Source organism: Microbacterium stercoris, from assembly GCF_017592545.1.
Taxonomy (GTDB): Bacteria; Actinomycetota; Actinomycetes; order Actinomycetales; family Microbacteriaceae; genus Microbacterium; species Microbacterium stercoris.
Genome location: NZ_JAGFOA010000004.1, coordinates 352,104 through 376,278, shown reverse-complemented (window position 1 = coordinate 376,278; position 24,175 = coordinate 352,104). Strand labels below are relative to the sequence as shown.

26 protein-coding genes and 1 tRNA gene are annotated in these 24,175 nt (G+C 68.4%); 19 read left to right on the top strand and 8 right to left on the bottom strand.

The genetic code is table 11. The features are described from left to right. Positions 1 to 91 precede the first annotated feature (91 nt). The 3 genes from pyk to J5V96_RS12015 all read left to right on the top strand — a co-directional run bounded on the left by pyk (position 92) and on the right by J5V96_RS12015 (position 2,372). A complete protein-coding gene (gene pyk, locus J5V96_RS12025; protein WP_208504258.1) occupies positions 92 to 1,534 on the top strand; it encodes a pyruvate kinase in 1,443 nt (480 codons plus the stop codon). A gap of 80 nt (positions 1,535 to 1,614) precedes the next feature. Further along, a tRNA-Leu gene (locus J5V96_RS12020) sits at positions 1,615 to 1,697 on the top strand. Between the two features lie 57 nt (positions 1,698 to 1,754). Next, positions 1,755 to 2,372 (top strand): ANTAR domain-containing response regulator, encoded by a 618-nt coding sequence (locus J5V96_RS12015; RefSeq protein WP_372439944.1) that lies wholly within the window; start codon positions 1,755 to 1,757, stop codon positions 2,370 to 2,372. 70 nt (positions 2,373 to 2,442) lie between these two features. Here J5V96_RS12015 and J5V96_RS12010 read toward each other — a convergent pair whose 3' ends face one another. Then, the gene (locus J5V96_RS12010) at positions 2,443 to 2,886 is read right to left on the bottom strand and encodes a hotdog fold thioesterase (RefSeq protein ID WP_208504069.1); all 444 of its coding nucleotides are present in this window, start codon (positions 2,884 to 2,886) and stop codon (positions 2,443 to 2,445) included. A 43-nt stretch (positions 2,887 to 2,929) separates the two neighbouring features. On the opposite strand from J5V96_RS12010, the gene polA reads away from it, so the two are divergent. Genes polA through J5V96_RS11980 form a run of 6 tightly spaced genes read left to right on the top strand, consistent with a single transcriptional unit; the run spans position 2,930 to position 11,630 of the window. After that, positions 2,930 to 5,572, top strand: a complete 2,643-nt coding sequence (gene polA / locus J5V96_RS12005) for a DNA polymerase I (protein WP_208504067.1) — start codon at positions 2,930 to 2,932, stop codon at positions 5,570 to 5,572. 36 nt (positions 5,573 to 5,608) lie between these two features. Next, positions 5,609 to 7,279, top strand: coding sequence for a DUF885 domain-containing protein (locus tag J5V96_RS12000; protein ID WP_208504065.1), 1,671 nt, complete (start codon positions 5,609 to 5,611; stop codon positions 7,277 to 7,279). A gap of 55 nt (positions 7,280 to 7,334) precedes the next feature. Continuing rightward, complete coding sequence (locus J5V96_RS11995; protein ID WP_208504063.1) at positions 7,335 to 8,369, top strand: LLM class flavin-dependent oxidoreductase; 1,035 nt, start codon at positions 7,335 to 7,337, stop codon at positions 8,367 to 8,369. Between the two features lie 49 nt (positions 8,370 to 8,418). Continuing rightward, positions 8,419 to 9,783 carry an MFS transporter gene (locus tag J5V96_RS11990; protein ID WP_208504061.1) on the top strand — a complete coding sequence of 455 codons (1,365 nt, stop codon included), beginning with the start codon at positions 8,419 to 8,421 and terminating at the stop codon, positions 9,781 to 9,783. A gap of 21 nt (positions 9,784 to 9,804) precedes the next feature. Further along, complete coding sequence (locus J5V96_RS11985) at positions 9,805 to 10,587, top strand: SGNH/GDSL hydrolase family protein (protein ID WP_208504059.1); 783 nt, start codon at positions 9,805 to 9,807, stop codon at positions 10,585 to 10,587. Between the two features lie 17 nt (positions 10,588 to 10,604). Then, positions 10,605 to 11,630, top strand: a complete 1,026-nt coding sequence (locus J5V96_RS11980) for an LLM class flavin-dependent oxidoreductase (protein ID WP_208504058.1) — start codon at positions 10,605 to 10,607, stop codon at positions 11,628 to 11,630. Between the two features lie 6 nt (positions 11,631 to 11,636). Here J5V96_RS11980 and J5V96_RS11975 read toward each other — a convergent pair whose 3' ends face one another. Both J5V96_RS11975 and J5V96_RS11970 read right to left on the bottom strand, forming a co-directional pair. Then, positions 11,637 to 12,329, bottom strand: coding sequence for an esterase/lipase family protein (locus tag J5V96_RS11975; protein WP_208504056.1), 693 nt, complete (start codon positions 12,327 to 12,329; stop codon positions 11,637 to 11,639). Continuing rightward, positions 12,326 to 13,075: an alpha/beta fold hydrolase gene (locus tag J5V96_RS11970; RefSeq protein ID WP_307793618.1), complete on the bottom strand. Its 750-nt coding sequence runs from the start codon at positions 13,073 to 13,075 to the stop codon at positions 12,326 to 12,328. Before J5V96_RS11970 ends, J5V96_RS11975 begins: the two co-directional genes overlap by 4 nt. 129 nt (positions 13,076 to 13,204) lie before the next feature. Between J5V96_RS11970 and J5V96_RS11965 the strand changes: the two genes are divergently transcribed. Next, positions 13,205 to 14,284 (top strand): DNA polymerase IV, encoded by a 1,080-nt coding sequence (locus J5V96_RS11965; RefSeq protein ID WP_208504054.1) that lies wholly within the window; start codon positions 13,205 to 13,207, stop codon positions 14,282 to 14,284. Between the two features lies 1 nt (position 14,285). On the opposite strand, the gene J5V96_RS11960 is transcribed toward J5V96_RS11965, so the two are convergent. Further along, positions 14,286 to 14,846 (bottom strand): cysteine hydrolase family protein, encoded by a 561-nt coding sequence (locus J5V96_RS11960; protein ID WP_307793616.1) that lies wholly within the window; start codon positions 14,844 to 14,846, stop codon positions 14,286 to 14,288. An 85-nt stretch (positions 14,847 to 14,931) separates the two neighbouring features. On the opposite strand from J5V96_RS11960, the gene J5V96_RS11955 reads away from it, so the two are divergent. From J5V96_RS11955 to J5V96_RS11920, 8 genes are all read left to right on the top strand, one after another. Continuing rightward, on the top strand, positions 14,932 to 15,690 hold the full coding sequence (locus J5V96_RS11955; RefSeq protein WP_208504050.1) for a formylglycine-generating enzyme family protein: 759 nt from the start codon (positions 14,932 to 14,934) through the stop codon (positions 15,688 to 15,690). Positions 15,691 to 15,746: 56 nt separating this feature from the next. Further along, entirely contained in the window at positions 15,747 to 16,139 is a 393-nt protein-coding gene (locus tag J5V96_RS11950; protein WP_208504048.1) for a VOC family protein, read from the top strand. Positions 16,140 to 16,148: 9 nt separating this feature from the next. Then, positions 16,149 to 16,334, top strand: a complete 186-nt coding sequence (locus J5V96_RS11945) for a PspC domain-containing protein (protein ID WP_208504045.1) — start codon at positions 16,149 to 16,151, stop codon at positions 16,332 to 16,334. After that, positions 16,331 to 16,552, top strand: coding sequence for a DUF1653 domain-containing protein (locus J5V96_RS11940; RefSeq protein ID WP_208504043.1), 222 nt, complete (start codon positions 16,331 to 16,333; stop codon positions 16,550 to 16,552). The genes J5V96_RS11945 and J5V96_RS11940 overlap by 4 nt, the downstream gene beginning before the upstream one ends. Positions 16,553 to 16,573: 21 nt before the next feature. Continuing rightward, complete coding sequence (locus tag J5V96_RS11935; protein WP_208504041.1) at positions 16,574 to 17,071, top strand: GNAT family N-acetyltransferase; 498 nt, start codon at positions 16,574 to 16,576, stop codon at positions 17,069 to 17,071. A 122-nt stretch (positions 17,072 to 17,193) separates the two neighbouring features. Further along, complete coding sequence (locus tag J5V96_RS11930; protein ID WP_307793614.1) at positions 17,194 to 17,805, top strand: GH25 family lysozyme; 612 nt, start codon at positions 17,194 to 17,196, stop codon at positions 17,803 to 17,805. A gap of 274 nt (positions 17,806 to 18,079) precedes the next feature. After that, positions 18,080 to 18,706, top strand: a complete 627-nt coding sequence (locus J5V96_RS11925; protein ID WP_307793613.1) for a transglycosylase family protein — start codon at positions 18,080 to 18,082, stop codon at positions 18,704 to 18,706. Between the two features lie 107 nt (positions 18,707 to 18,813). Then, on the top strand, positions 18,814 to 19,470 hold the full coding sequence (locus J5V96_RS11920) for a GNAT family N-acetyltransferase (RefSeq protein WP_208504039.1): 657 nt from the start codon (positions 18,814 to 18,816) through the stop codon (positions 19,468 to 19,470). Between the two features lie 44 nt (positions 19,471 to 19,514). Here the strand turns inward: J5V96_RS11920 and J5V96_RS11915 are convergent, their stop codons facing one another. Then, a complete protein-coding gene (locus J5V96_RS11915) occupies positions 19,515 to 19,895 on the bottom strand; it encodes a thioredoxin family protein (protein WP_208504037.1) in 381 nt (126 codons plus the stop codon). Positions 19,896 to 20,016: 121 nt separating this feature from the next. Here J5V96_RS11915 and J5V96_RS11910 point away from each other — a divergent pair, with 121 nt between their 5' ends. Next, positions 20,017 to 20,421 carry an ester cyclase gene (locus J5V96_RS11910; protein ID WP_208504035.1) on the top strand — a complete coding sequence of 135 codons (405 nt, stop codon included), beginning with the start codon at positions 20,017 to 20,019 and terminating at the stop codon, positions 20,419 to 20,421. A 99-nt stretch (positions 20,422 to 20,520) separates the two neighbouring features. On the opposite strand, the gene J5V96_RS11905 is transcribed toward J5V96_RS11910, so the two are convergent. The 3 genes from J5V96_RS11905 to J5V96_RS11895 form a co-directional block, all read right to left on the bottom strand. Further along, complete coding sequence (locus J5V96_RS11905) at positions 20,521 to 20,682, bottom strand: hypothetical protein (protein WP_208504033.1); 162 nt, start codon at positions 20,680 to 20,682, stop codon at positions 20,521 to 20,523. A gap of 612 nt (positions 20,683 to 21,294) precedes the next feature. Further along, on the bottom strand, positions 21,295 to 21,711 hold the full coding sequence (locus J5V96_RS11900) for a PPOX class F420-dependent oxidoreductase (RefSeq protein WP_208504031.1): 417 nt from the start codon (positions 21,709 to 21,711) through the stop codon (positions 21,295 to 21,297). 108 nt (positions 21,712 to 21,819) lie between these two features. After that, positions 21,820 to 24,141: an ATP-binding cassette domain-containing protein gene (locus J5V96_RS11895; protein ID WP_208504249.1), complete on the bottom strand. Its 2,322-nt coding sequence runs from the start codon at positions 24,139 to 24,141 to the stop codon at positions 21,820 to 21,822. Positions 24,142 to 24,175: the final 34 nt, after the last annotated feature.

Here is a 24,175-nt window from a genome sequence, read left to right as displayed (position 1 = left end):
CAGAGGATCCCGAAGGCCGCCGCACGGATCGGAAGTTCTGCGGCGGCCCCCCCAACCCCACCCTGACCAAACCTTGTGCGGAGGTATGCAGTTGAGACGTGCCAAGATCGTGGCGACCCTCGGGCCGGCGACATCGACACGCGAGAAGGTCCGTGAGCTGATCGAGGCGGGTGTCGACGTTGCGCGTCTGAACCTCAGCCACGGCGACTACTCGGTCCACGACGCGAACTACGAGAACGTACGCGGCGCCGCCGCTGACCTCGGCAAGCCGGTTGCCGTGCTCGTCGACCTGCAGGGCCCCAAGATCCGTCTCGGGAAGTTCAAGGAGGGCCCCCACTACCTCGCCGAGGGTGACGTCTTCAAGATCACCATCGACGACATCGAGGGCACCAAGGACATCTGCGGCACGACCTACAAGGGTCTCCCGCAGGACGTGAAGCCGGGCGACTACCTCCTGATCGACGACGGCAAGGTCCGTCTGCAGGTCACCGAGGCCGACGAGCGCACGGTCACCACGAAGACGGTCGTCGCCGGAAACGTGTCCAACAACAAGGGCATCAACATCCCGAGCGCGGCGGTCAACGTGCCGGCGCTGTCCGAGAAGGACGAGCAGGATCTGCGCTGGGCCCTGAAGAAGGGCGCCGACATCATCGCGCTCTCCTTCGTGCGCAACGCGACCGATGTGCAGCGTGCTCACGTCATCATGGCGGAAGAGGGCCGTCGGATCCCGATCATCGCCAAGATCGAGAAGCCGCAGGCTGTCGAGGCGCTCGAGGGCATCGTCGACGCGTTCGACGGCATCATGGTCGCGCGCGGCGACCTCGGCGTCGAGCTGCCGCTCGAGGCCGTGCCGCTGGTGCAGAAGCGCGCCGTCGAGCTGGCTCGCCGCAACGCGAAGCCGGTGATCGTGGCCACGCAGATGCTCGAGTCGATGATCACCAACCCGGTGCCGACGCGCGCCGAGACGAGCGACGTCGCCAACGCCGTCCTCGACGGCGCCGACGCGGTCATGCTCTCGGGCGAGACGTCGGTCGGCGAGTACCCGATCGTCACGGTGGCCACCATGGCCCGCATCGTCGAGGCGACGGAGGAGCACGGTCTCCACCGCATCGGCAAGCTCACGAACAAGCCGAAGACCCAGGGCGGCGCCATCACGCTGGCGGCGGTCGAGGTCGCCGAGTTCGTCGAGGCGAAGTTCCTGTGCGTCTTCACGCAGTCGGGTGACTCGGCGCGGCGCCTCTCGCGCCTGCGTCCCGGCATCCCGATGATCGCCTTCACGCCCGACGTCGCGATCCAGAACCGCATGGCCCTCACCTGGGGCATCCGCTCGGTGCTCGTCGACATGGTGGAGCACACCGACGCGATGTTCCCGCAGGTGGACGACTACCTCCTGTCCAACGGTCTCGCGCAGATCGGTGACAAGGTCGTGGTCATCTCCGGTTCCCCTCCCGGAATCGCCGGCTCGACCAACGATCTGCGTGTGCACAAGGTCGGAGACGCCGTCAACGGCGCCGCTCCGGTCTACCAGCAGTAAGCAGGTCGAACGCGGCGTCCGCCGCTTCCGATGCCGCCTCGTCCGGAGTCATCCGGGCGAGGCGGTATCGTCGTTTTCGGGCCGGTGTGGCGGAATGGCAGACGCGGCGCACTCAAACTGCGCTGTCCGAAAGGGCGTGTGGGTTCGAATCCCACCACCGGCACTCACAAGACACTCCCGTCGTGAGGCGGCCCGGATCGATCCGGAGAATTAGGATGGCATCGTGACCGAAGAGCAGACCGGGCAGGCGCCCGCAGCCCCCCGCCGCGTCGTCGTGGCCGAAGACGAGTCGCTGATCCGCCTCGATATCGTCGAGATCCTGCGCGACAACGGGTTCGACGTGGTCGGCGAGGCCGGCGACGGCGAGACCGCCGTGCAGCTGGCGACCGAGCTGCGCCCCGATCTCGTCATCATGGATGTGAAGATGCCGCAGCTGGACGGCATCAGCGCGGCGGAGCGCCTGAACAAGAACCACATCGCGCCCGTGGTGCTGCTGACGGCGTTCAGCCAGAAGGAGCTCGTCGAGCGCGCGACCGAGGCGGGCGCCCTGGCGTACGTCGTGAAGCCGTTCACGCCGAACGACCTGCTGCCCGCGATCGAGATCGCGCTGGCCCGCTACGAGCAGATCATCACGCTCGAGGCCGAGGTCGCCGACATGGTCGAGCGTTTCGAGACGCGCAAGCTCGTCGACCGTGCCAAGGGACTGCTCAACGAGAAGATGGGTCTGTCCGAGCCCGACGCGTTCCGATGGATCCAGAAGGCCTCGATGGATCGTCGCCTCACCATGCAGGATGTCGCGAAGGCGATCATCGACCAGCTCTCGCCCAAGAAGGCGTAAGCACCTCGAACGTGCGGAAGGCGGGCCCGGAGATCCGGGCCCGCCTTCGCCGTCTGGGTGCGCCGCGCGCTCAGTTCGCCGAGCGCACGGGCGGGAGGTCCTTGATCAGGTTGGTGATGCGCACGGTGGAGCAGCGACGACCCGCTTCGTCCACCACGACGATCTCGTGCACGGTGGTGGTGCGGCCGAGATGGATGGCCGTGCAGGTCGCCGTGACGTGACCGAAGCGAGCCGAGCTGGTGTGCGTGGCGTTGATGTCGAGGCCCACCGCGAGCCGTCCGGGACCGGCGTGGTAGTTGGCCGCCATCGAGCCCATCGTCTCGCCCAGCACAACGTAGGCGCCGCCATGCAGGAGACCCACGGGCTGGGTGTTGCCCTCGACCGGCATGGTCGCCACGGAGCGCTCGGCGGAGAACTCCTGGAACTCGATGCCCATACGCTGCGCGAGCACTCCGGTGCCGCGCTTGTGCAGCCAGGCGAGGCCTTCGGAGACGACAGGGGAGAGGTCGGTCATGCATGCTCCTCGGGATGTCCCTGGCCCTCGTTAGGCTGGCAGGGTGACGGACTCCGCAAAGCCTACCCTTCTGGTCGTCGACGGCCATTCGCTCGCGTACCGGGCGTTCTACGCCCTCCCGGTCGACAACTTCACGACCAAGGACGGCCAGCACACAAACGGCATCTACGGCTTCCTGTCGATGTTCGTGAACCTGCTGAAGGCCGAGAAGCCGACCCATCTGGCCGTCGCCTTCGATACATCTCGCGAGTCGTTCCGCACCCGCGAGTACACGGAGTACAAGGCGAATCGGGCCGAGACGCCGTCTGAGTTCCGCGGACAGATCCCCCTCCTCCAGGAGTGCCTCGAGGCCATGGGGGTGACGGTGCTGACCAAGCCCGATTTCGAGGCCGATGACATCCTCGCCACGCTGGCCACCCAGGGCGTCGAAGCAGGCTTCCGGGTGCTTCTGTGCTCGGGCGACCGCGACACGATCCAGCTCGTCAACGACGACGTCACGCTCCTTTATCCGTCGGTGCAGGGCGTCTCCCAGCTCAAGCGCTACGACCCGCCCGCGGTCGTCGAGAAGTACGGTCTCGCACCCGAGATGTACCCCGACATCGCCGCTCTGGTGGGTGAGACGAGCGACAACCTGCCCGGCGTGCCCAAGGTGGGCGAGAAGACCGCGGTCAAGTGGCTCACCCAGTTCGGATCCCTCGACGCGCTCCTTGAGGGCGCCCACACCATCAAGGGCGTTGTGGGCGGCAATCTCGTGGCCCACGTGGAGGACGTCCGCCGCAATCGCAGGCTCAACCGTCTTCTCCGCGACGTCGAGCTGCCGGTTCGGCCCGAGGAGCTCATCCGGCAGCCCCTGGATGCCCAGGCGGTTCGCGACATCTTCGCGCGCCTGGAGTTCCGCACCCTGCTGCCCCGGGTGTTCGAGGCCGCCGGAGAGGTCGCCCAGGATGAGCCCCAGGCCGCGGCGGAGCCCGCGCCGCAGGCGCGCCAGGCGAGCGCCACCGAGCTCGCGGCGTGGGCCGGTGGCTCGCAGGTCGAGACGGGCGTGACCGTGACGATCCTCGGCGGTCTGCCCGAGCGCATCGGCCTGGCGCGCATCGTCGAGGGCCAGGGCGCGGAAGCCGTGGAAGCCACTTGGTCGGATGAGGTCGCGGAGGCGCTGGCCGCCTGGCTCGCGTCCGACGCGCCGAAGGTGCTGAGCGACGCCAAGCCGCAGCTCAAGGCGCTCGGCCGAGCGGGGCTCCGGGTCTCGGGCATCGCCTACGACCCCATTCTGGCCGGATGGCTGCTGCGCCCGAGCTTCCCCGACAAGACGCTCGGCGATCTCGTCGAGCGCTACCTCGGCGAGAAGCTGCCGGAAGCCGATCCGTCGCAGCTTGTGCCCGAGACCGAGGGCGCGACTCCGGGACAGCTCTCCTGGTACGCGCTGCGCGTGGTCACCGGACTCCGGGATGAGCTGGCGGAGAGCGTCGCTTCGGTGCTCGTCGACATCGAGCTGCCCACGCTGTCCACGTTGGCGGACATGGAGCTCGCGGGTGTCGCGGTCTCGCATGAGAAGCTCTCTCGCTTCTCGGGCGAGCTCGGCACGCGCGCCGATGCCATCGCTCAGGAGGCATACGCCGCCATCGGCCGAGAGGTGAACCTCGGCTCGCCGAAGCAGCTGCAGGAGGTGCTGTTCGAAGAGCTCCAGCTGCCCAAGACGCGCAAGACCAAGACGGGGTACACGACCGACGCCGCCGCGCTGGCCGACCTGCAGGAGAAGGCTCACCACCCGTTCCTCGACATGCTGCTGCAGCACCGCGAGGCCACGAAGCTCAAGCAGATCATCGACGGGCTCGACGCCGCGATCGCTCCCGACGGTCGCGTGCGCACCACGTACGTGCAGACGGGAAGCCAGACCGGTCGGCTCTCGAGCACCGACCCGAACCTGCAGAACATCCCGGTGCGCACCGAGGAGTCGCGCCGTATCCGTGCCGCCTTCGAAGTGGGTGACGGCTACGACTCGCTCCTGACGGCGGACTACTCGCAGATCGAGATGCGCATCATGGCGCACCTGTCGGGCGACCCCGGGCTCATCGAGGCGTTCAACACGGGCGAGGACCTGCACCGATTCGTCGGCGCGCGGGTGTTCGGCGTGGAGCCCGAGGACGTCTCGCCGGCCATGCGCACCAAGGTCAAGGCCATGTCCTATGGCCTTGTGTACGGCCTTTCCGCGTTCGGCCTCGCCAAGCAGCTGCGCATCGATCAGTCCGAGGCGAAGTCGCTGATGATCGAGTACTTCGCGCGGTTCGGCGCCGTGCGCGACTACCTGCGTTCGTCGGTCGAGCAGGCCCGTGTCGATGGCTACACCGAGACCATCTTCGGCCGCCGCCGGCCGTTCCCCGATCTGACGAGCCCCAATCGGCAGCTGCGCGAGAACGCCGAGCGCGCCGCGCTCAACGCGCCGATCCAGGGCAGCGCGGCCGACATCATGAAGATCGCGCTGTTCCGCATCCATAACGACCTGCGCGATCTGCGATCGCGGGTGCTGCTGCAGATCCATGACGAGCTCGTGGTTGAGGTCGCTCCGGGGGAGTGGGACGAGGTCGAACGCATCGTGCGTGAGCGCATGGGCACGGCGGCGCAGCTCACGGTGCCGCTCGATGTCCAGGTGGGACGCGGCGCCGACTGGAACGAAGCCGCGCACTGAGCGCGGTTCGAAAGAAGACGAGAGGATTCGACGAGGATGACGGATCAGCGGGAGCAGACCGAGATCGACCGGATCGCTGAGAGCTGGGTCGACGAGGTCGTGCGGCTGTCACCGATCGCGGCGACGTACATCGGTCGTACGGAAGCGAACGACCGCTATGACGACTTCAGCCCCGCCGGCCACGAGGAGTCGGTCGCAGCGGGCCGCCGCACACTGGAGGCGCTGGATGCGGCCACGCCGGTCGACGACGTCGACCGCGTGACCCAGACCGATCTGGGCGCCGAGCTGCGCCTGGCCGCCGAGCTGCACGAAGCGGGGTGGCATCTGCGCGACCTGAATGTGATCGCGAGCGCCGCCCAGGATGTGCGCCAGGTGTACGACCTGATGCCCACCGCCACCGTGGATGACTGGGCGGTCATCGCGACGCGCATGTCGGCGATTCCCGATGCGCTCGACGGCTACACCGAGACGCTCGCCGAGGGCATCTCACGCGGGATCGTCCCGGCGGTGCGCCAGGTGCGCGAGGTCGCCCAGCAGGTCGCCCGCTACTCGGCGGAGGACGGCTTCTTCGCGGATCTCGCCGGCCGTGCGGCACCCGAGAACGGCACGCTGCCGGAGTCCGTGAAGGCCGACCTCGATCGCGCCGCGACCGCTGCGCGCGCTGCGTACGACCGCCTCGCCGACTTCCTGTCGGGTCCGCTGGCCAATGCCGCGACAGAGACCGACGCGGTGGGTCGCGACCTCTATGCGCTGCACTCCCGCCGGTTCCTCGGGGCCTCCATCGACCTCGATGAGACCTACGAGTGGGGAATCGAAGAGCTCGCCCGCATGACGGAGGAGCAGGAGGCGATCGCACGCGAGATCCTCCCCGGCGCGACGGTCGCCGAGGCCGTCGCGCACCTCGAGTCGGACGCGTCGCGGAAGCTCGTCGGCACCGACGCGCTGAGAGAGTGGATGCAGCAGACGAGCGATCGCGCGGTAGAGGAGCTCGGTCGCACGCACTTCGAGATCCCGCCCGAGGTGCGCCGTCTCGAGTGCATGATCGCCCCGACGCAGGAGGGGGGCATCTACTACACCGGGCCGACCGATGACTTCTCGCGACCGGGGCGCATGTGGTGGTCCGTGCCGGAGGGGGTCACCGAGTTCGACACCTGGCGCGAGCTGACGACGGTCTATCACGAAGGCGTCCCCGGCCATCACCTGCAGATCGGGCAGGCGGTCTACAACCGCGCGCAGCTGAACTCCTGGCGGCGCCTGCTCGCGGGCACCTCGGGCCACGCCGAGGGCTGGGCGCTGTACGCCGAGCGCCTGATGGAGCAGCTGGGCTATCTCGATGACCCCGCCGATCGCCTCGGCATGCTCGACGGGCAGCGCATGCGTGCGGCCCGCGTGGTGCTCGACATCGGTGTGCACCTGGGCAAGCCGCGGCTGGACGGGGCCGGCACGTGGGATGCCGACTACGCGCTCGACTTCCTGCGCGCCAATGTCAACATGTCCGATGAGTTCGTGCAGTTCGAGGTGAACCGGTACCTCGGCTGGCCCGGCCAGGCTCCCGCCTACAAGGTGGGCCAGCGCCTCTGGGAGCAGGTGCGAGACGCCTACCGCGCTGCCCGGGGTGACGCGTTCTCCATGAAGGAGTTCCACAAGCGCGCGCTCGATCTCGGTGGTGTCGGCCTCGACACTCTCCGCAGCGCCTTGCTCGACTGATCGGGAATGCGTCGACCTCACCCGCGTTACATGCGAGTGAATAGGAAGGATCCCCATGGAGATCGAGCTCGGCCTGGACACATTCGGCGACGTCACCCGCGGCGCGGATGGGAAGCCCGTCAGTGACGCACAGGCGATCCGCGACGTCGTCGCTCAGGCGAAGCTCGCCGACGAGGTCGGCCTGCAGTTCTTCGGTGTCGGCGAACACCATCGGCCAGAGTTCGCTGTCTCCAGCCCGGAGATCGTCCTCGCGGCGATCGCGTCGGTGACGAAGGACATCCGTCTCGGCACGGCCGTGACGGTGCTCTCCAGCGACGACCCCGTGCGCGTGTACGAGCGTTTCGCCACGCTCGACGCCGTCTCGAGCGGTCGTGCGGAGGTGATCCTCGGGCGCGGCTCCTTCATCGAGTCGTTCCCGCTGTTCGGCTACGACCTGCACGACTACGAGGTGCTCTTCGAGGAGAAGCTCGACCTGTTTGTGCAGCTGATGGGGGAGAAGCCCGTCACCTGGCACGGCCTGAAGCGCGCGGGTCTCGAGAACGCCGACGTGTACCCCAAGACCGCGAACGGCCTCACGGCATGGGTGGGCGTCGGTGGATCCCCGGAGTCCGTGGTGCGCACAGCGCGTCACGGACTCGGACTGATGCTCGCGATCATCGGCGGGTCGCCAGCGCGATTCCGTTCGTACGTCGACCTCTTCCACCGCTCGCTGGACTCGTACGAGAAGCCGCTCGCGCCCGTGGGGGTGCATTCTCCCGGTCACGTGGCTGAGACCGACGAGCAGGCTTGGGACGAGCTGTATCCCGACCTGGCGCAGCAGCGCGAGAAGATCGGCCGCGAACGAGGCTGGCCCGGCACCTACAACCGCCTGCAGTTCCAGAGCGAGGTCGGTCCGGAGGGCGCGGTCTACGCCGGTTCGCCGGAGCGTGTCGCGCAGAAGATCGCTTCCACCGTGCGCACCCTGGGGCTCTCGCGCTTCGACCTGAAGTTCTCCAACGGCGGGCTCGAACAGGACAAGCTCCTCAAGAGCATCGAGCTCTACGGCACGCAGGTCGCTCCGCGCGTGCGAGAACTGCTCGCGGACGAGTGATCCTCGGCACCGCACCGTCGCGTGCGACGGCTGTCCCCGCGCGACCAATATGCTGTCGGCCATGACCGCGCCGTCCGCCCGCCTCGACGCCCTGCCATTCACCCGACGACACCTGCGCCTGCTCACCGGCTCGGGCATCGGGTGGGCTTTGGACGCGATGGACGTAGGGCTGATCTCCTTCGTCATCGCCGCGCTGGCCGTCGAGTGGCAGCTGTCGCCCGTTGAGACGTCGTGGATCGCCTCGGCCGGATTCATCGGGATGGCGATCGGAGCGAGCGTCGGCGGGCTCCTCGCGGATCGCCTCGGCCGACGGCAGGTCTTCGCTCTGACGCTGTTGATCTATGGACTCGCGACGGGAGCGAGCGCGCTGGTCGGCGGCGTGGCGGCGCTGTTGGTTCTGCGGTTCGTGGTCGGGCTGGGTCTGGGCTCCGAGCTCCCCGTGGCCTCCACCTATGTCAGCGAGTTCGCGCCCGCGCGCATCCGAGGCCGCCTCGTGGTCATCCTCGAGGCCTTCTGGGCCGTCGGATGGACGATCGCCGCGCTCATCGGCTACTTCGTCGTGCCGATGCAGGACGGGTGGCGGTGGGCCTTCGCCGTGGGAGCCGTCCCGGCTCTCTACGCGCTGATCGTGCGCTGGGCGCTTCCGGAGTCGCCGCGATACCTCGAGAGCGTGGGACGCACCGCAGAGTCCGAGAGGATCGTGCGCGCGTTCGAGGCCTCGGCGGGGCGACCGGTGAGCCGCGTCGAGGCGCCCGTGATCGATCCGACCACCGCGCCCGTGCCGACAGCGCCACGCGGCCTCGCCGCGGTCGCCGCACTGTGGGAGCCGGCGCTGCGGATGCGCACGGGCGCCCTCTGGCTCGTCTGGTTCTGTGTGAACTTCTCGTACTACGGCGCATTCATCTGGATCCCGTCGATTCTGTTCGCGCAGGGATTCGACCTCGTGAAGTCGTTCGAGTTCACGCTCGTCATCACACTGGCCCAGCTCCCCGGCTATGCGGTGGCCGCATGGCTCGTCGAGCGCTGGGGGAGACGCCCGACTCTGGCGGTGTTCCTCGTGGGCTCCGCCTTCTCGGCACTTCTGTTCGGCAATGCTCTCGAGGTATGGCAGATCATCGCGGCGGGATGTGCGCTCTCGTTCTTCAACCTCGGCGCGTGGGGCGCCCTGTACGCGGTGACCCCGGAGGCGTATCCCACGCAGCTGCGCGCGACCGGATCCGGATGGGCGGCCGCCGTAGGTCGGATCGCGTCGATCATCGCGCCCCTCTTCGTCCCCTGGGCGATGGCGTTCGGTGGAGCACCCCTGCTGTTCGCCGTGTTCTCGGTGTTCTTCGCCATCGCAGCGCTCGGGGTGATCCCCCTGGCGGAGAAGCGCGGTGCGGCTCTGGAGGAGCGTCTCACCGCCGGAGCGTGACGCCGGTCGTAGACTGACGCGGTGTCTGCAGACGTTCGCTTCGTGGCCATCGGCGATTCGTTCACGGAGGGCGTGGGCGACGAGCTTCCGGACGGCACCCCACGGGGGTGGGCAGACCTCGCCGCGCAGGGGTGGGCGCGGGGGATCGGCGCGCCCATCGAATACGCGAACCTCGCTATCCGGGGGCGACTGGCCTGGCCGATCGTCGACGAACAGCTCGAAGCGGCCCTCGCGTTGAAGCCGACGCACCTCTCCTTCAACGGCGGCGGCAATGACATGCTGCGGCCCCGCACCACGCTCGAGCGCATCGCCGATGCCTTCGAGCAGGTGCTCCGCCGCTGCGATGAGGAGGGCGTGACAATGATCCTGCTCTCGGGTGCCGACCCCACCGCCGGTCTGCCCCTGGGCTCGGTCGTCAAGCGCCGGGGCGACCAGCTGTCCGCCGTTGTCGAGGCGCGTCTCGGCGGACGCTCCGATGTGGTGCGCGCCTTCAACTGGCCGGACCGCGAGCTCGCCACGGGCGACTTCTGGGCGCCCGACAGGCTGCACATGAATGCGCGAGGACATCACCGCGTAGCCGCCCGTGTGCTCACGGCGCTCGGAATCGAACCGGATCCGTCGTGGTGGGAGCTGCCGCTCGACGCCCTGGAACCGGGGGAGCGGCTCAGGGGAGCGGCGTACTACCGCGAGCACGTCGGACCGTGGCTCAAGCGCCGTCTCACGCGCACCTCGTCCGGAGACAATCGCGTCGCGAAGTTCGCGGACTGGCAGACCATTCATCCGGATGGAATTTCCGCGGCCTGACGACGGTTGCAGTCGACGTGAAGAAGATCGGGTTCCTGTCCTTCGGCCATTGGACGCCGCACCCTCAGTCGAGCGCCCGCAGTGCGGGTGACATGCTGCTGCAGTCGATCGACCTTGCCCAGGCCGTCGAGGACATCGGCGGCGACGGCGCGTACTTCCGTGTGCACCATTTCGCGCGCCAGATGAGTTCGCCCTTCCCGCTGCTTGCGGCGATCGGCGCGAAGACCTCGCGCATCGAGATCGGGACCGGCGTCATCGACATGCGCTACGAGAACCCGCTCTACATGGTCGAGGACGCCTCATCCGCCGACCTCATCGCCGAGGGACGACTGCAGCTCGGCATCTCGCGTGGTTCACCCGAGCAGGTGATCGACGGGTGGCGTCACTTCGGCTACCAGGTCGATGAGGACGACGCGGACGGCGCGGCGATGGCGCGCGGGAAGACCGAGCTCCTGCTGCAGCTGCTCGAGGGACAAGGTTTCGCCGAGCCCAACCCTCGGCCGATGTTCCCGAACCCGCCAGGCCCGCTGCGTCTCGAGCCGCACTCGGAGGGCCTGCGGGAGCGGATCTGGTGGGGAGCCGGCGCGAATGCGACGGCGGTGTGGGCGGCACAGCAGGGCATGAACCTGATGAGCTCCACGCTGAAGTTCGACGAGACGGGTGAGCCTTTCCACGTGCAGCAGGCGGGGCAGATCCGGATGTTCCGCGAGGAGTGGGCGAAGCACGACTGGGGCTTCGAACCGCGCGTGTCGGTGTCGCGTTCGATCGTCGCCATCACCGATGAGCGCGACCGCCGCTACTTCGTAGGCGGCGGCGACCGTGAGGATCAGATCGGGTACATCGAGGCGAATCAGCGCGCGATCTTCGGTCGCTCGTATGCCGCCGAGCCCGAGGTGCTCATCGAGGAGCTGCGTCGCGACGAGGCGATCGCGGAGTCGGACACCCTGCTCATCACGATCCCGAGCCAGCTGGGTGTGGACTACAACGCCCACCTCATCGAATCGATCGTGAAGGACGTCGCACCGGCACTCGGCTGGCGGTGAACGGCATCACGCCCCGGCCGACGGGCCGGGGCGCTCCGCCAGGGCCGCGACCTCGGCGATGACCCGTGGATGGGCGAGGATCCGGAAATGTCCGCCGGTGTCGAGCATGACGTTCGTCGCACCGGGCAGGTGGCTGCCGCCGGGAATGTGCGGGTCGAAGACGCCGTAGATCGAGACGATGCGGGAGTCGACCGCGGTCTCGCGTGCGAGCGCCAGGATCGTCGCGTCGCGTGGTGAGAAGCTGCGCAGTGTGCGCGTGAGCATCAGGCGCGCGTAGAGCGATCCCGAGAAGGGCGTCGCCACGGCGACCATGCCGCGGATCCGATCCGCCGCCGGCCCGATGGCCATGACGTGCTTGCCGATCAGTCCGCCCTTGCTGTGCGCGACGATCACGACGTCGTGCAGGTCGTGCAGTCGCAGATGATCGGCGACGATCCGGGCACCCGCGGTGACGGGTACGCGGTTGTCGCGCAGAGGGTCGATCACGTGCACCGGATGGCCCCGGTCGTGAAGAGCCTCGACGAGCGGCTGCAGAAAGCGCCAGGACTCGTAGACCCCCGGAACGACGACGATCGGAGTGCGATCGCCCGTTCGATAGCGCGCGGCATCCGTCCGGTCGACGAAGGCCCGCGCCTGCCAGGCCAGCGCGTACGCGTAGTCACCCGCCCACCAGAGCGCCCTCCTGAAGGGCCCGATCACATCGGCTCCGCCTCGAGGAACGCCTCGATCTCCCGTGCGACTGGTTCGGGTGCGGTGTGCTGCACCAGGTGGGGGTGGCCTGCCACTTCGACGAAGCGCCCGCGCGCGGTGCGACGGGCGATGTCGCGCGACCACTCCGGTCCGGCAATCGGGTCGCGCCCTCCCCGGAGCACGAGCAACGGCACGCTCAACTCGGCCACCCGCTTCTCGATCGGATAGTCGAGCATGTGGCGCACCTGCTGCGCGTACCAGCGGGGGCCGCACCGCGCGTACTCGACGAACACGCGCGCGTTCGCGCTCGGGGGCTCGCGGAGACTGTCGAGCCCCAGCGCGGTCGCCTGTTCGAGGAGGCTCCGGTGGCGGGAGTCCGCGACAGGCCCGATTGCGATCACGTGCGAGACGAGGTCGGGGCGCTGTGTCGCGAGCTCGACGACCCACTGCGTGCCCATCGAGTCGCCGACCGCCACGACCGGACCGATCTGGAGACGATCGAGGACCCGGCCGAGATCGGCGGCCATCGCCTCGACGTCGCGGTCCGTGGAGGGCTTCGGCAGCCCACCGAAGCCCGGGAGGTCGAGCGTATGCACGCTGTGCTCTGCGCTCAGCACGCCATGGAGGCGTGAGAACAGCCGGTGTGAGATCCCCACCCCGTGAACGAGCAGGAACTCGCGTCCGGCGGAGACCCGCTCGGAGGAGAACACGCGGAATCGTCGGTCGTCGAGGTCGATGGTCCGGATGTTGCGCACCTCCCCATCCTTGTCGCTCGGACGTCCCGGGTGTGACGGGTTGACAGGGTGGAGTCCCGTGAGCGACACCGCCGACACCCTGCGCCCGGGGCGTTACTGGGCTACGTTCGCGACATGGCGGATCGCGGGATGTCTCCCCAGCCCTGGGTGCTGCACGTGGATATGGACCAGTTCATCGCCGCGGTCGAGGTGCTCCGGCGTCCCGAACTGGCGGGGCGGCCCGTCATCGTCGGCGGACGCGGTGACCCGACCGAGCGCGCGGTGGTCTCGACCGCCTCGTACGAGGCGCGAGCGTTCGGCATCGGTTCAGGCATGCCGCTGAAGATCGCCGCGCGAAAGGCACCCGAAGACGCTGTCTTCCTTCCCGTCGACCACGAGGCGTACGAAGCGGCATCGGATGAGGTCATGCGGGCGCTTCGTGCGCTCCCCGACGTCGTTGTGGAGGTGCTCGGCTGGGATGAGTGCTTCCTCGGGGCGACGACGGACGATCCGGAGTCACTCGCGCGCCACGCGCAGGAGGCGGTGCTCGCGGCCACGCACCTGCACTGCACCGTGGGGATCGGCGACAACAAGGTGCGCGCCAAGATCGCGACCGAGTTCGGAAAGCCGCGCGGGGTGTTCCGGCTCACCGAGGCCAACTGGTTCGAGGTGATGGGGGAGCGCCCGACCCGTGCATTGTGGGGCGTCGGCGCGAAGGTCGCCAAGCGCCTAGCCGTGCACGGGATCACCACCGTGGCGCAGCTCGCCGCCGCCGACCCTGGCGAGCTGATCACCGAGTTCGGACCGCGAATGGGCATCTGGTATCACGAGCTCGGGCGCGGAATCGGTCCCGCACAGGTCGACGATTCGCCGTGGATCGCGCGCGGGCGCAGCCGCGAGACCACCTATCAGCGCAACCTGGTGAGCGCCGAGGAGGTGCGAGCAGCGGTGCGAGTTCTCTCCGAGCAGGTGCACGCCGACTGCGTCGCGGAAGGCCGAGCGATCTTTCGCGTGAACCTCAAGGTGCGCTACGCCCCGTTCGAGACGAAGACGATCGGTCGCAAGCTGCCCGAGCCCACCCTCGAGAGGGAGGAGGTCGTCGCGGCGGCTCTGGCACTGTGCGACAGGCTCGAGCAGCGTGAGGTGCGCCTGCTGGGCGTGCGCGCCGAGATGGTGATGCCCGGCGAAGGCGACACCGTGGAGCGCACGCCCGTGCGCGGCCGCCTCTGACTCAGCGCGCTCCGCGCGCGATGAGCTCGTCCGTCGTGGTGACGGTCGCGAAACCTCCGCCGTGCAGGTTGGTTGCGGTCACCGCCATAAGCGTCGCCGCAGGCGTCGCCACTCCGTCCGGGCCGACGAGGTCGAACGTGCGCGTGGCATCGATCGGCACCTCGACCTCGAAGCCGAGGTTTCCCGCCATGCGGGCGGTGGTCTCCACGCACATGTTCGTCTGGATGCCGCAGACGACGATGCGGGAGATGCCGGATCCGCGCAGCCACCCTTCGAGGTCGGGTTCTCCATAGAACGCGGAGTTCACGCTCTTCGTCACCAGGATCGCCGGGTCGGCAGCCGCGACCGCGTCCATGAGGGAGTTGCCGGGGTTCGCCGGATTCAGCGGCGAGCGCTCGCTCGTGCTGTCGTGACGCACGACGACGATCGGATCGCCCGTCGCTCGCCATGCCTCGATCAGGCGGGCGACGTTGTCCTCGCATCCCGGGCGGTTGGTCGTGGGCCCCCAGAAGGCGTCGTCGAAGCCCTGCTGCATGTCGATCACGATGAGTGCGGTGGTCACCGTTCCATTCCACACCGTGCATGCGGCGCGCGACGGCCAGGGGTGATCCGGATCCTGCCATCGTGGCGCGCGGGAGGATGGGTCCATGGACGACATCGAGCTGGCCCACATCCCGGGCGGCAGCGTGACGCTGCACGACGCCCGCACGCGCAGTCGCCGGACGGTCGAGCTTGCTCCCTTCGAGATCGGCGTGTTCGCGGTGACGCAGGAGCAGATGGCGGAGATCCTGGGCGACGCGTTCCCCGGCGCCGATGTCGCGCATCCTCGGCGTCCGGCGACCGATCTCAGCTGGCAGCGAGCGATCCGGTTCTGCAACGCCGCCTCCGAGTGGGAGGGGCTGGATCCGGCGTATTCGTACGACGGGGAGACCGTGACCTGGCACGTCGAGTCCGATGGGTATCGTCTGCCCACCGAGGCCGAATGGGAGTTCGCCTGCCGGGCGGGGTCCACCGGCGCGCACTACGGACTGCTGAAGGACATCGCCTGGACGTCCGCTGATGGGGTGAGCACCCCGCAGGACGTGGGAGGCAAGATGCCGAACCTGCACGGTCTGTTCGACACGCTCGGCAACGTCTGGGAGTGGTGCTGGGACCTGCTCGACCCGGCGCGTTACGGCGACTACCGCGTCTTCCGCGGAGGCGGCTACGACGACGACTCGCACAGCGTGCGCGCCGGGGTGCGCCGCGGCGGGGGACCGCGCATGCATCATCCGGACCTCGGCTTCCGGCTCGCGCGGGGCGCTTTCGACACTCCCGACGAAGCGCAGGGCTGGTCGGCGATGGCCGATCGAGAGCGCTCCGACGTGCGCGGGCCCATTCCGTTCGGCTGGACTCCTATGCGGTGAGCCGGTGCGACGTCAAGGGCTGTTCGGCCACCCACGTGGTGCGTACCGTTCGGGGCATGCTCATCGTCGGCTCCATCGTCATCCGTGTTCGCGATCTCGAGCGCCAGATCCGCTTCTGGACCGCGGCGCTCGACTACGTCGTGCGCGAGCCCCGCGAGGAGACGTTCGTTGTGCTCAAGCCCCGCCACGGGCAGGGTGTGCAGATCGCCCTCGACCTGCGGGAGTCGGAGCGAGTGCTGCCTCCGCGGATCCATCTGGACCTGTACGCGCACGATCAGCAGGGGGAGATCACGCGGCTCACCGCGCTGGGCGCGAGGGCGATCTCCTGGGACGATCGTCCCGAGGACGCCGACTACTACGTGCTCGAGGATCCGGAGGGCAACCGGTTCTGCATCGTCGACGCGGAGGAGTGGTCCGGGTGGGCGGCGCGAACGGGCCAAGGCAGCTAGCCTCGGCGTATGACCACCCCCGCACTCATCCGTCCCCTTCACGGCCGCGGCATCGCGGGCGTCTGCGCTGCGGTAGCCAACCGGTTCGACATGAGCGTCACGCTCGTGCGTTTCCTGGCGCTGCTCGGGCTGTTCCTCGTCGGCGGCACGATTCCGGTGTACATCGCGCTCTGGCTCATCATCCCGTCGGAATGACCGACGCAGACCGCATCTCGCCCGGCATCTACGAGCACTTCAAGGGCAGCCGCTACGAGGTGATCGGCGTCGGACGCCACAGCGAGACCGAGGAGGAGCTGGTCTTCTACCGGAAGCTGTACGACGATTACAGCTTCTGGATCCGGCCCCTCGCGATGTTCTCCGAGCACGTGGCGCGCGACGGCTACGACGGCCCGCGGTTCCGCCGCGTCGCCTGAGCCGCCCCTAGGCTGAACGGCATGCCCTTCACGCTGCACCGCCCGACCGCGGACGACTGGGAGAAGTTCCGCGAGCTGAGGCTTCGGATGCTCGCCGACACCCCGATCGCCTACGGCGAGACGCTGGCGCAGTCGCTCGCCTACATCGACGAGGAGTGGCAGAACCGTGCCGCACACGCGAACGCCGGCACGAACGCCGCCGTCGTGGCCGTCGCGCAGGATGGCGAGTGGATCGGCATCATGCGCGGCTACCTCTCGCCGCGCACCGGTCCGATGCTCGTGGGCGTCTTCGTCGATGCGCGCCACCGCGGCCGTGACGAGGGCGTCGCGGATGCGCTGCTCGACGGCATCGTCGAGTGGGCCAGGGGAGTGGGCCCGCAGCTGCGTCTCGAGGTTCACGCCGACAATCCGCGCGCCATGGCCTACTACCGCCGCCGCGGCTTCGTCGAGACCGGGAACCGCCGCCCGTACGAGCTGCCGCCCTATGGCGACGAGGTCGAGATGGAGCTGAGGCTCTGAGCGCCGCCCGTCGCCGCCTGATCGCGATCGCGGCGGCCGCCCTGGGGACCCTCGGGCTTCTCGCGGCGCTCATCTGGTCGGGTGTCATCTGGCCCGGGCGCATCTTCGCCGCGGGCCACGACGTGCGCGGCGTCGACGTCTCGTCCTATCAGGGGGAGATCGACTGGCCGGTGCTCGCCGAGCAGGGCATCGACTTCGCGTACATCAAGGCGACCGAGGGATCGTCGACGGTCGACTCCCGCTTCGAGGCCAATTGGCCTGGGGCCCTCGATACCGACCTGCTTGTCGGCGCCTACCACTTCATGAGCTTCGAGACCCCTGGAGCCCGCCAGGCGCAGCACGTCATCGACACGGTGCCGGATGGGGCGACCCTGCCGATCGCCGTGGACGTGGAGTTCTACGGCGACTTCTTCCAGGATCCGCCGTCTCGCGCTGACGTCGACGCCATCCTCGGCCCGCTTCTCGACCGCCTCGAGCAGCATTACGGCGTCCCGGCGGTGATCTACGCCACGCCCGAGGCGTACGACCGGTACATCTCAGGCGGCTATCCGGACAATCCCATCTGGATCCGGTCGGTGGTGCTGCCGCCGGCGTTGGACGACGGTCGCGAATGGGCGATCTGGCAGTACTCGCATCGCGACCGTCTCTCCGGCTACCGGGGCGACGAGCACTACATCGACATGAACGCGTTCTCCGGTACGACCGAGGAACTGGCCGGACTGATCGACCGCTGATCTGCGTGGCCCCTGAGCTGCGCGGCCGCGCGGGAGTTCCTGGCAGTCCCCTCCATACGTTGTTACCTTTCCGTGATCATCACGTAGCGTGGCTACCTCGCGGAGGACCGCCGTCGAACCCGCCCGAGAGTCCTCCGTACCCGAACACACTGATGTTCCGGCCGGCGGGCGCGCACACGGTGAGTCCTTGTGCCGAGACGGGGCCGTGGAGGTCCTTGTGAACCTGAAGACGCATTCCCGATCGAAGAACGAGACGCGCCGATCGACACGAGCTGTGCGCGGCGGACTCGTCGCGGCAGGCCTTGTCGCCGTCGCCGCGGGAGCTCTCGTTCCGACGGCTGCGAACGCCGCAGACGGCGCCACCTGGGACGCGCTCGCGCAATGCGAGTCGGGTGGCAACTGGGCGATCGACACAGGCAATGGGTACTACGGCGGGCTCCAGTTCTCGCTGTCGACCTGGCAGGCGAACGGCGGCAGCGGCAACCCCGCCGCCGCATCCCGCGAAGAGCAGATCCGCGTGGCCGAGAACGTGCTCGCGACACAGGGCTGGGGCGCCTGGCCGACGTGCTCGGCGAAGATCGGCGCGTCGGGCTCAGCGGACACGAGCGCCCCGGCTGCGCCTGCACCCGCCCCGGCCCCGGCTCAGGCCGCCCCGTCGTCCGCGCCGGCGTCTGGCGCTCAGGCCGCGACGCCCGCGCCGGTCGAGGAGACCTACGCGCTGCCCGACGTGGAGCCGTCCGACAAGACCTACACGGTCGAGGCGGGTGACACCCTCTTCGACATCGCCGAGGATCTCGCACTCGACAGTGGCTGGCTCGGCATCTTCGCGGTGAACCAGGACTCCATCTCCGATCCCGACCTCATCGAGGTGGGCGACGAGCTGGTGCTCCCCGCGGAGTGACGACTCGCGGCTGCGGGCAGACGCCGGTGACGGTGTCTGCCCGCAGCCGCCGGCCGGCGGAGGCGGTGATGCACCGGGACCCCGCCGTCGGCCGATAGGTTCTGGACATGCGACTGGAAGACATCTGGCCGATCTTCGGTCTCGAGATCGAGACGCCCCGCCTCTTGTTGCGCCCCGTGCGCGACGACGACCTGCCAGGTCTCGTCCACGCAGCGCTCGATGGCATCCATGACCCCTCGCGGATGCCGTTCGGCGTCCCGTGGACCGATGCGCCTCCGGAGGACCTGCCGCGCAACACGGCTGCCTTCCAATGGCACCTCCGCGGGCAAGTGACGCCCAGCCACTGGCACATCGCCTTCGCCATCCACCACGAGGGGCGGGTGATCGGGTCGCAGGACCTCTCCGCGCATCAGTTCTCGGACCGACGCACCGTTGAGACCGGATCCTGGCTCACGCAGAGCGCGCAGGGTGACGGGATCGGCACCGAGATGCGGGCGGCGCTGCTGCAGTTCGCCTTCGATCACCTCGGAGCGGAATGGGCGGAATCGAGCGCGGCCGCGTGGAACGAGGCGTCGCTCGGTGTGTCCCGCAAACTCGGCTACCAGCCGAACGGGGTCTCGCGGGTGTCGCCGCGTGCGGGCGAGCCCGTCGACCACCAGAAGGTGCGGCTCGCGAAGCAGGATTTCGTGCGTCCCGACTGGACCATCGCCGTGCGCGGCGCGGGGCCAGCGCTCGCACAGCTCGGCATCGATCCGGCCACCTGAGGAAGGGACGACGCCGCGGAGCGTGCCGCTCGCACCCGTCCGGATCAGGCGTCGCCGGGCTGCGCCTGCTGCTGCTCGGCGACCGCGGCACGCACCTGATCCATGTCGAGAGCGCGGGCCTGCGCGATGAGGCTGTCGAGTGCCGGCTTGGGCAGCGCGCCTGCCTGCTGGAAGAGGCCGATGCCGTCGCGGAAGACCATCAACGTGGGGATCGCCTGAACGCCCAGCGCCGCGGAGAGCTCCGGGTTCGCCTCGGAATCGACCTTGCCGAAGACGATGTCAGGGTTTTCGGTCGCAGCTGCGTCGTAGATCGGCGCGAACTGCTTGCACGGGCCACACCACTCGGCCCAGATGTCGACGAGGACGATGCCGTCTCCCGTCACGGTGGGCTCGAAGGTCTCGGCGGTCAGCTCCACGGTGCTCATGTCTCCAGTCTCTCTCGGATCTCGGCAGCCGGCGCCAGCGGATGAGATTCGCGAAGGGACCGCCGGTCGGGTGCAGCGGTCGAGTGTGCGCGAGCGACCGCGGCGTCCTCATAATGAGCGGATGGAACCGTGGGAGCTGCACGAATGGCATGCCGACTTTCTCGACGCGTGCAATCGTCACGATCTCTCGCGCATCGAGGAGTTCCTCGACCCGGCGGTGCGGCGTGCGCACCTGCCTGGCGGCGCGGCCGCGTGGCTCGCCGATCTCGCCGACCTGTTCGTGGCTTTCCCCGACTGGAGATGGCGCCGCATTCAGGTCGTCGCCGAGGATGACCGGATCGCCGTGCACCTGCGGGGGAGCGGCACTCATCTCGGCGTGTTCGGCGGGATGGCACCCACCCGTCGTCACGCGAACGTGGCCGAGTTCGCGATGTATCGCGTCGACCGCGGCCGCATCGTCGAAGCAACCGGTTCGTCCAGCGCGCTCGAGCTGCGCGACCAGATCCGGGGAGCGGGTCGCGGCTGAAGGAAGCTGACGGATCACCGGTTCAGTCGGGGAGGGCCGGCTGAGAAACGGGGGCCGCGCTCGTGATGGTGTCCTGACGAGCTGACATAATGTGCATTATCAGCGTTCATCTGCGGGAGTGAGAACCGCCCACAGATCCTCCGCCTCTGTGTCGCGCGAGACTTCCTCAGCTCCCCACAGCGCCGCCCATGCCTCGGCGGGCGTATCGGGCTGGATGTCGAGGATGTCGAGCGAGCATGAATGCTTGTGCTTGGCGGCCATCAACATGCCCTCGCGCAATGCGACATGACACGCGCCGTCGCAGGCTCTGAGCCGCCTGGCTCACCCCGTCCCGCGTGCGCGAACGCGCGGTCGGTGTCCCGACGTCGTGGCGACGCCCGTCGACCGAGCAAACTCACACCGAAACTTCGACCCCAGAGCCTCTTGATCACCGCCACACACTAAAGAAAGTGCGCCGTTCCGATTGGCCAGGACGACGTGCACAGAACAGCTTTCCGTGCGGAAGTCCAAAGTCTCCGTGGGCGAGAATCGGAATTGCGGCCCGGAGTGCCTGTGCTTGCGTGTGCGACGCCGGCTACGCAACCCCGGGTGCCCTGATCCCGTGGCGCGCGATGCCCGCCGCAGCGCGGCAGCGCAAGGGACGCGCCACGCCGGTCGCCGCACCCAGATGACTGCACTCGCATCAATTCTCGATGCAAGAGTAAACGCACGTTCCCGTCAAGCTGAGCAACATTACCGCGAATGAATTTCGCCTAACCGGCGAATATCACCCGAGAAAATCGCAACAAAGCGCACAGGATATCGCCCTTTCCCGGATGCGACGCAAGGAGGCGTCGGCGCAATGGGTGCAGCCTTGGCCCCTGAGCCAGCCGCTCAGATCGCCGACGACAGGCTCTGCGACAGCACGAAGCGATCGATCTCGATCCTCAGCGCCACCCGCTCGGGATTGGGCCGGGGCGTCTTGTATCGCGCCGCATACATCGCCTCGGCGCGCCGAACCGATCCGACATCTTCCAGTACGCGCGCCGTTCCCTCGAGCGTGGACCAGTGCCGACCGTCGACCTGGCAGGCCGCGATCCGGGGATCCTTCCGCACGTGAACGGCCTTCCACGACCGACGTGACGTGATGACCCACGCGCAGCGCTGCTCCAGGTCCAATGCCACACCGACGGGGGTCACGTGCGGCCGGCCGTCGGCACGCAGTGTGGTCAGGGTGCACAGATGACGCTCGGTCCAGAAGTCGAGGAGCGCGGCCGGAATGTCGTCCCACTGCGGTCGCCAGGAAGTCACCGGCCTATCGTCGCACGGTCCGCGACTCCCCTGGTCCCTCTGCCAGACGTCCACCCGATCCGCGCGGCACGAGAGCGCGTCGAGCCTGCGTGCCGCGTGCCATCCGTGTCAGGCGCCGACGTATGTCGCCAGATGCACGCCCGTGAGCGTGGACTTCGTGGAGACCAGCTCAGCCGGCGTGCCCTCGAACACAACGCGACCGCCGTCGTGACCGGCGCCGGGGCCGAGATCGATGATCCAGTCGGCATGCGCCATCACCGCCTGATGGTGCTCGATGACGATCACGGTCTTCCCGGAGTCGACGAGCCGATCCAGCAGTCCCAGCAGATTCGAGACGTCGGCAAGGTGAAGGCCGGTGGTGGGCTCGTCGAGCACGTAGACGTCGGCCTTCTCCCCCATCTGATTCGCCAGCTTGATGCGCTGCCGCTCGCCGCCCGAGAGGGTCGAGAGCGGCTGGCCGATCGTGAGGTACCCCAGCCCCACATCCTCCAGGCGCCCCAGGATCGCCGCGGCCGCAGGGATCTTCGCGTCACCATCGGAGAAGAACGGGCGTGCCTCGGCGACGGGCAGGTCGAGCACCTCGGTGATGTCCTTGCCGCCCAGCTTGTAGTCGAGCACGGCCGCCTGGAAGCGCTTGCCTCCGCAGTCCTCGCAGGGCGTCTCCACGGTGTCCATAAAACCGAGTTCTGTCACGATCACGCCCGCACCCTTGCAGGTCGGGCAGGCGCCCTCGGAGTTGGCGCTGAACAGCGCCGGCTTCACCCCGTTCGCCTTCGCGAAAGCCTTGCGGATCGGTTCGAGCAGCCCGGTGTAGGTCGCAGGGTTGCTCCGCCGCGATCCGCGGATGGCGCTCTGATCGATCGAGACCACACCCTCGCGCGGGGAGACAGAGCCGTGGATCAGCGAGCTCTTGCCCGATCCCGCCACACCTGTCACCACCGTCAGCACCCCGAGGGGAACGTCGACGTCCACGTTCTGCAGGTTGTTGCCCGATGCGCCCCGCACCTCGATCGCTCCCTTCGGCGACCGCACCGAGGCCTTCACGGAGGCTCGGTAGTCGAGGTGCTCCCCCGTCAGCGTTCCGCTGGCCTTCAGGCCCGCCACGGTGCCTTCGAAGCAGATCGTGCCTCCGGCCGATCCGGCGCGCGGGCCGAGGTCGACGACGTGGTCGGCGATCTCGATCGTCTCGGGCTTGTGCTCGACGACGAGCACGGTGTTGCCCTTGTCGCGCAGCTCGAGCAGCAGACCGTTCATGCGCTGAATGTCGTGCGGGTGCAGACCGATCGTCGGCTCGTCGAACACGTAGGTGACGTCGGTGAGCGACGAGCCGAGGTGGCGCAGCATCTTGATGCGCTGCGCCTCTCCCCCGCTCAGCGTGCCCGACGGACGCTCCAGGCTGAGGTATCCGAGACCCAGTTCGACGAAGGCGTCGAGGTTCTTCTGGAGAGCGGCCAGCAGCGGACCGGATCCGGGCATGTCCAGCGACCGCACCCAATCGGCCAGGTCGGTGACCTGCATCCGGCAGGCGTCGGCGATCGACTTGCCGTCGATCTTCGAGGAGCGGGCTCCCTCGGTGAGGCGGGTGCCATCGCACTCGGGACAGGTCGTGAACCTCGCGACGCGCTCCACGAAGGCGCGGATGTGGGGCTGCAGCGCATCGAGGTCCTTCGACAGCATCGACTTCGTGATCTTCGGGATCAGGCCCTCGTAGGTCATGTTGATGCCGCTGATCTTCACCTTCGTCACCTCTCCGTAGAGGAAGAGATGACGCTGCTTCTCGCTGAAAGACGCGATCGGCTTGTCGGCGGGATAGAAGCCCGACTCCGAGAAGCCCTTCACCATCCAGCCGTCGGCCGTGTAGCCGGGCACCTGGATCGCGCCGTCGTTGAGCGACTTCGATTCGTCGATCACCTGCGACAGGTCGATGTCGGACACCGCTCCCCTGCCCTCGCATCGCGGGCACATGCCGCCGAGGTAGATGGCGTCCTTCACGATCTTCTTCTCGCCGTTCGCTCCGGTCATCACTCCCGACGCCTTCTGCGTGGGGATGTTGAAGGAGAACGCCGTCGGCCCGCCGATGTACGGCTGCCCGAGCTTGGAGAACAGGATGCGCAGCATCGCGTTGGCATCGGTGACCGTACCGACGGTCGAGCGCGGGTTGGCTCCGAGGCGTTCCTGGTCGACGATGATCGCGGTGGTGAGTCCTTCGAGCACGTCGACATCGGGGCGCGGCACCGACGGCATAAAGCCCTGCACGAACGCGCTGTACGTCTCGTCGATCATGCGGCGGGATTCGGCGGCGATCGTGTCGAACACCAGCGAGCTCTTGCCCGATCCGGAGACGCCGGTGAACACCGTCAGCCTGCGCTTGGGGATCTCGACGGAGACGTCCTTGAGATTGTTCTCGCGGGCGCCCTGGACGCGGATCATGTCGTGGCTGTCGGCGATCGTCACCGGCTGCTCC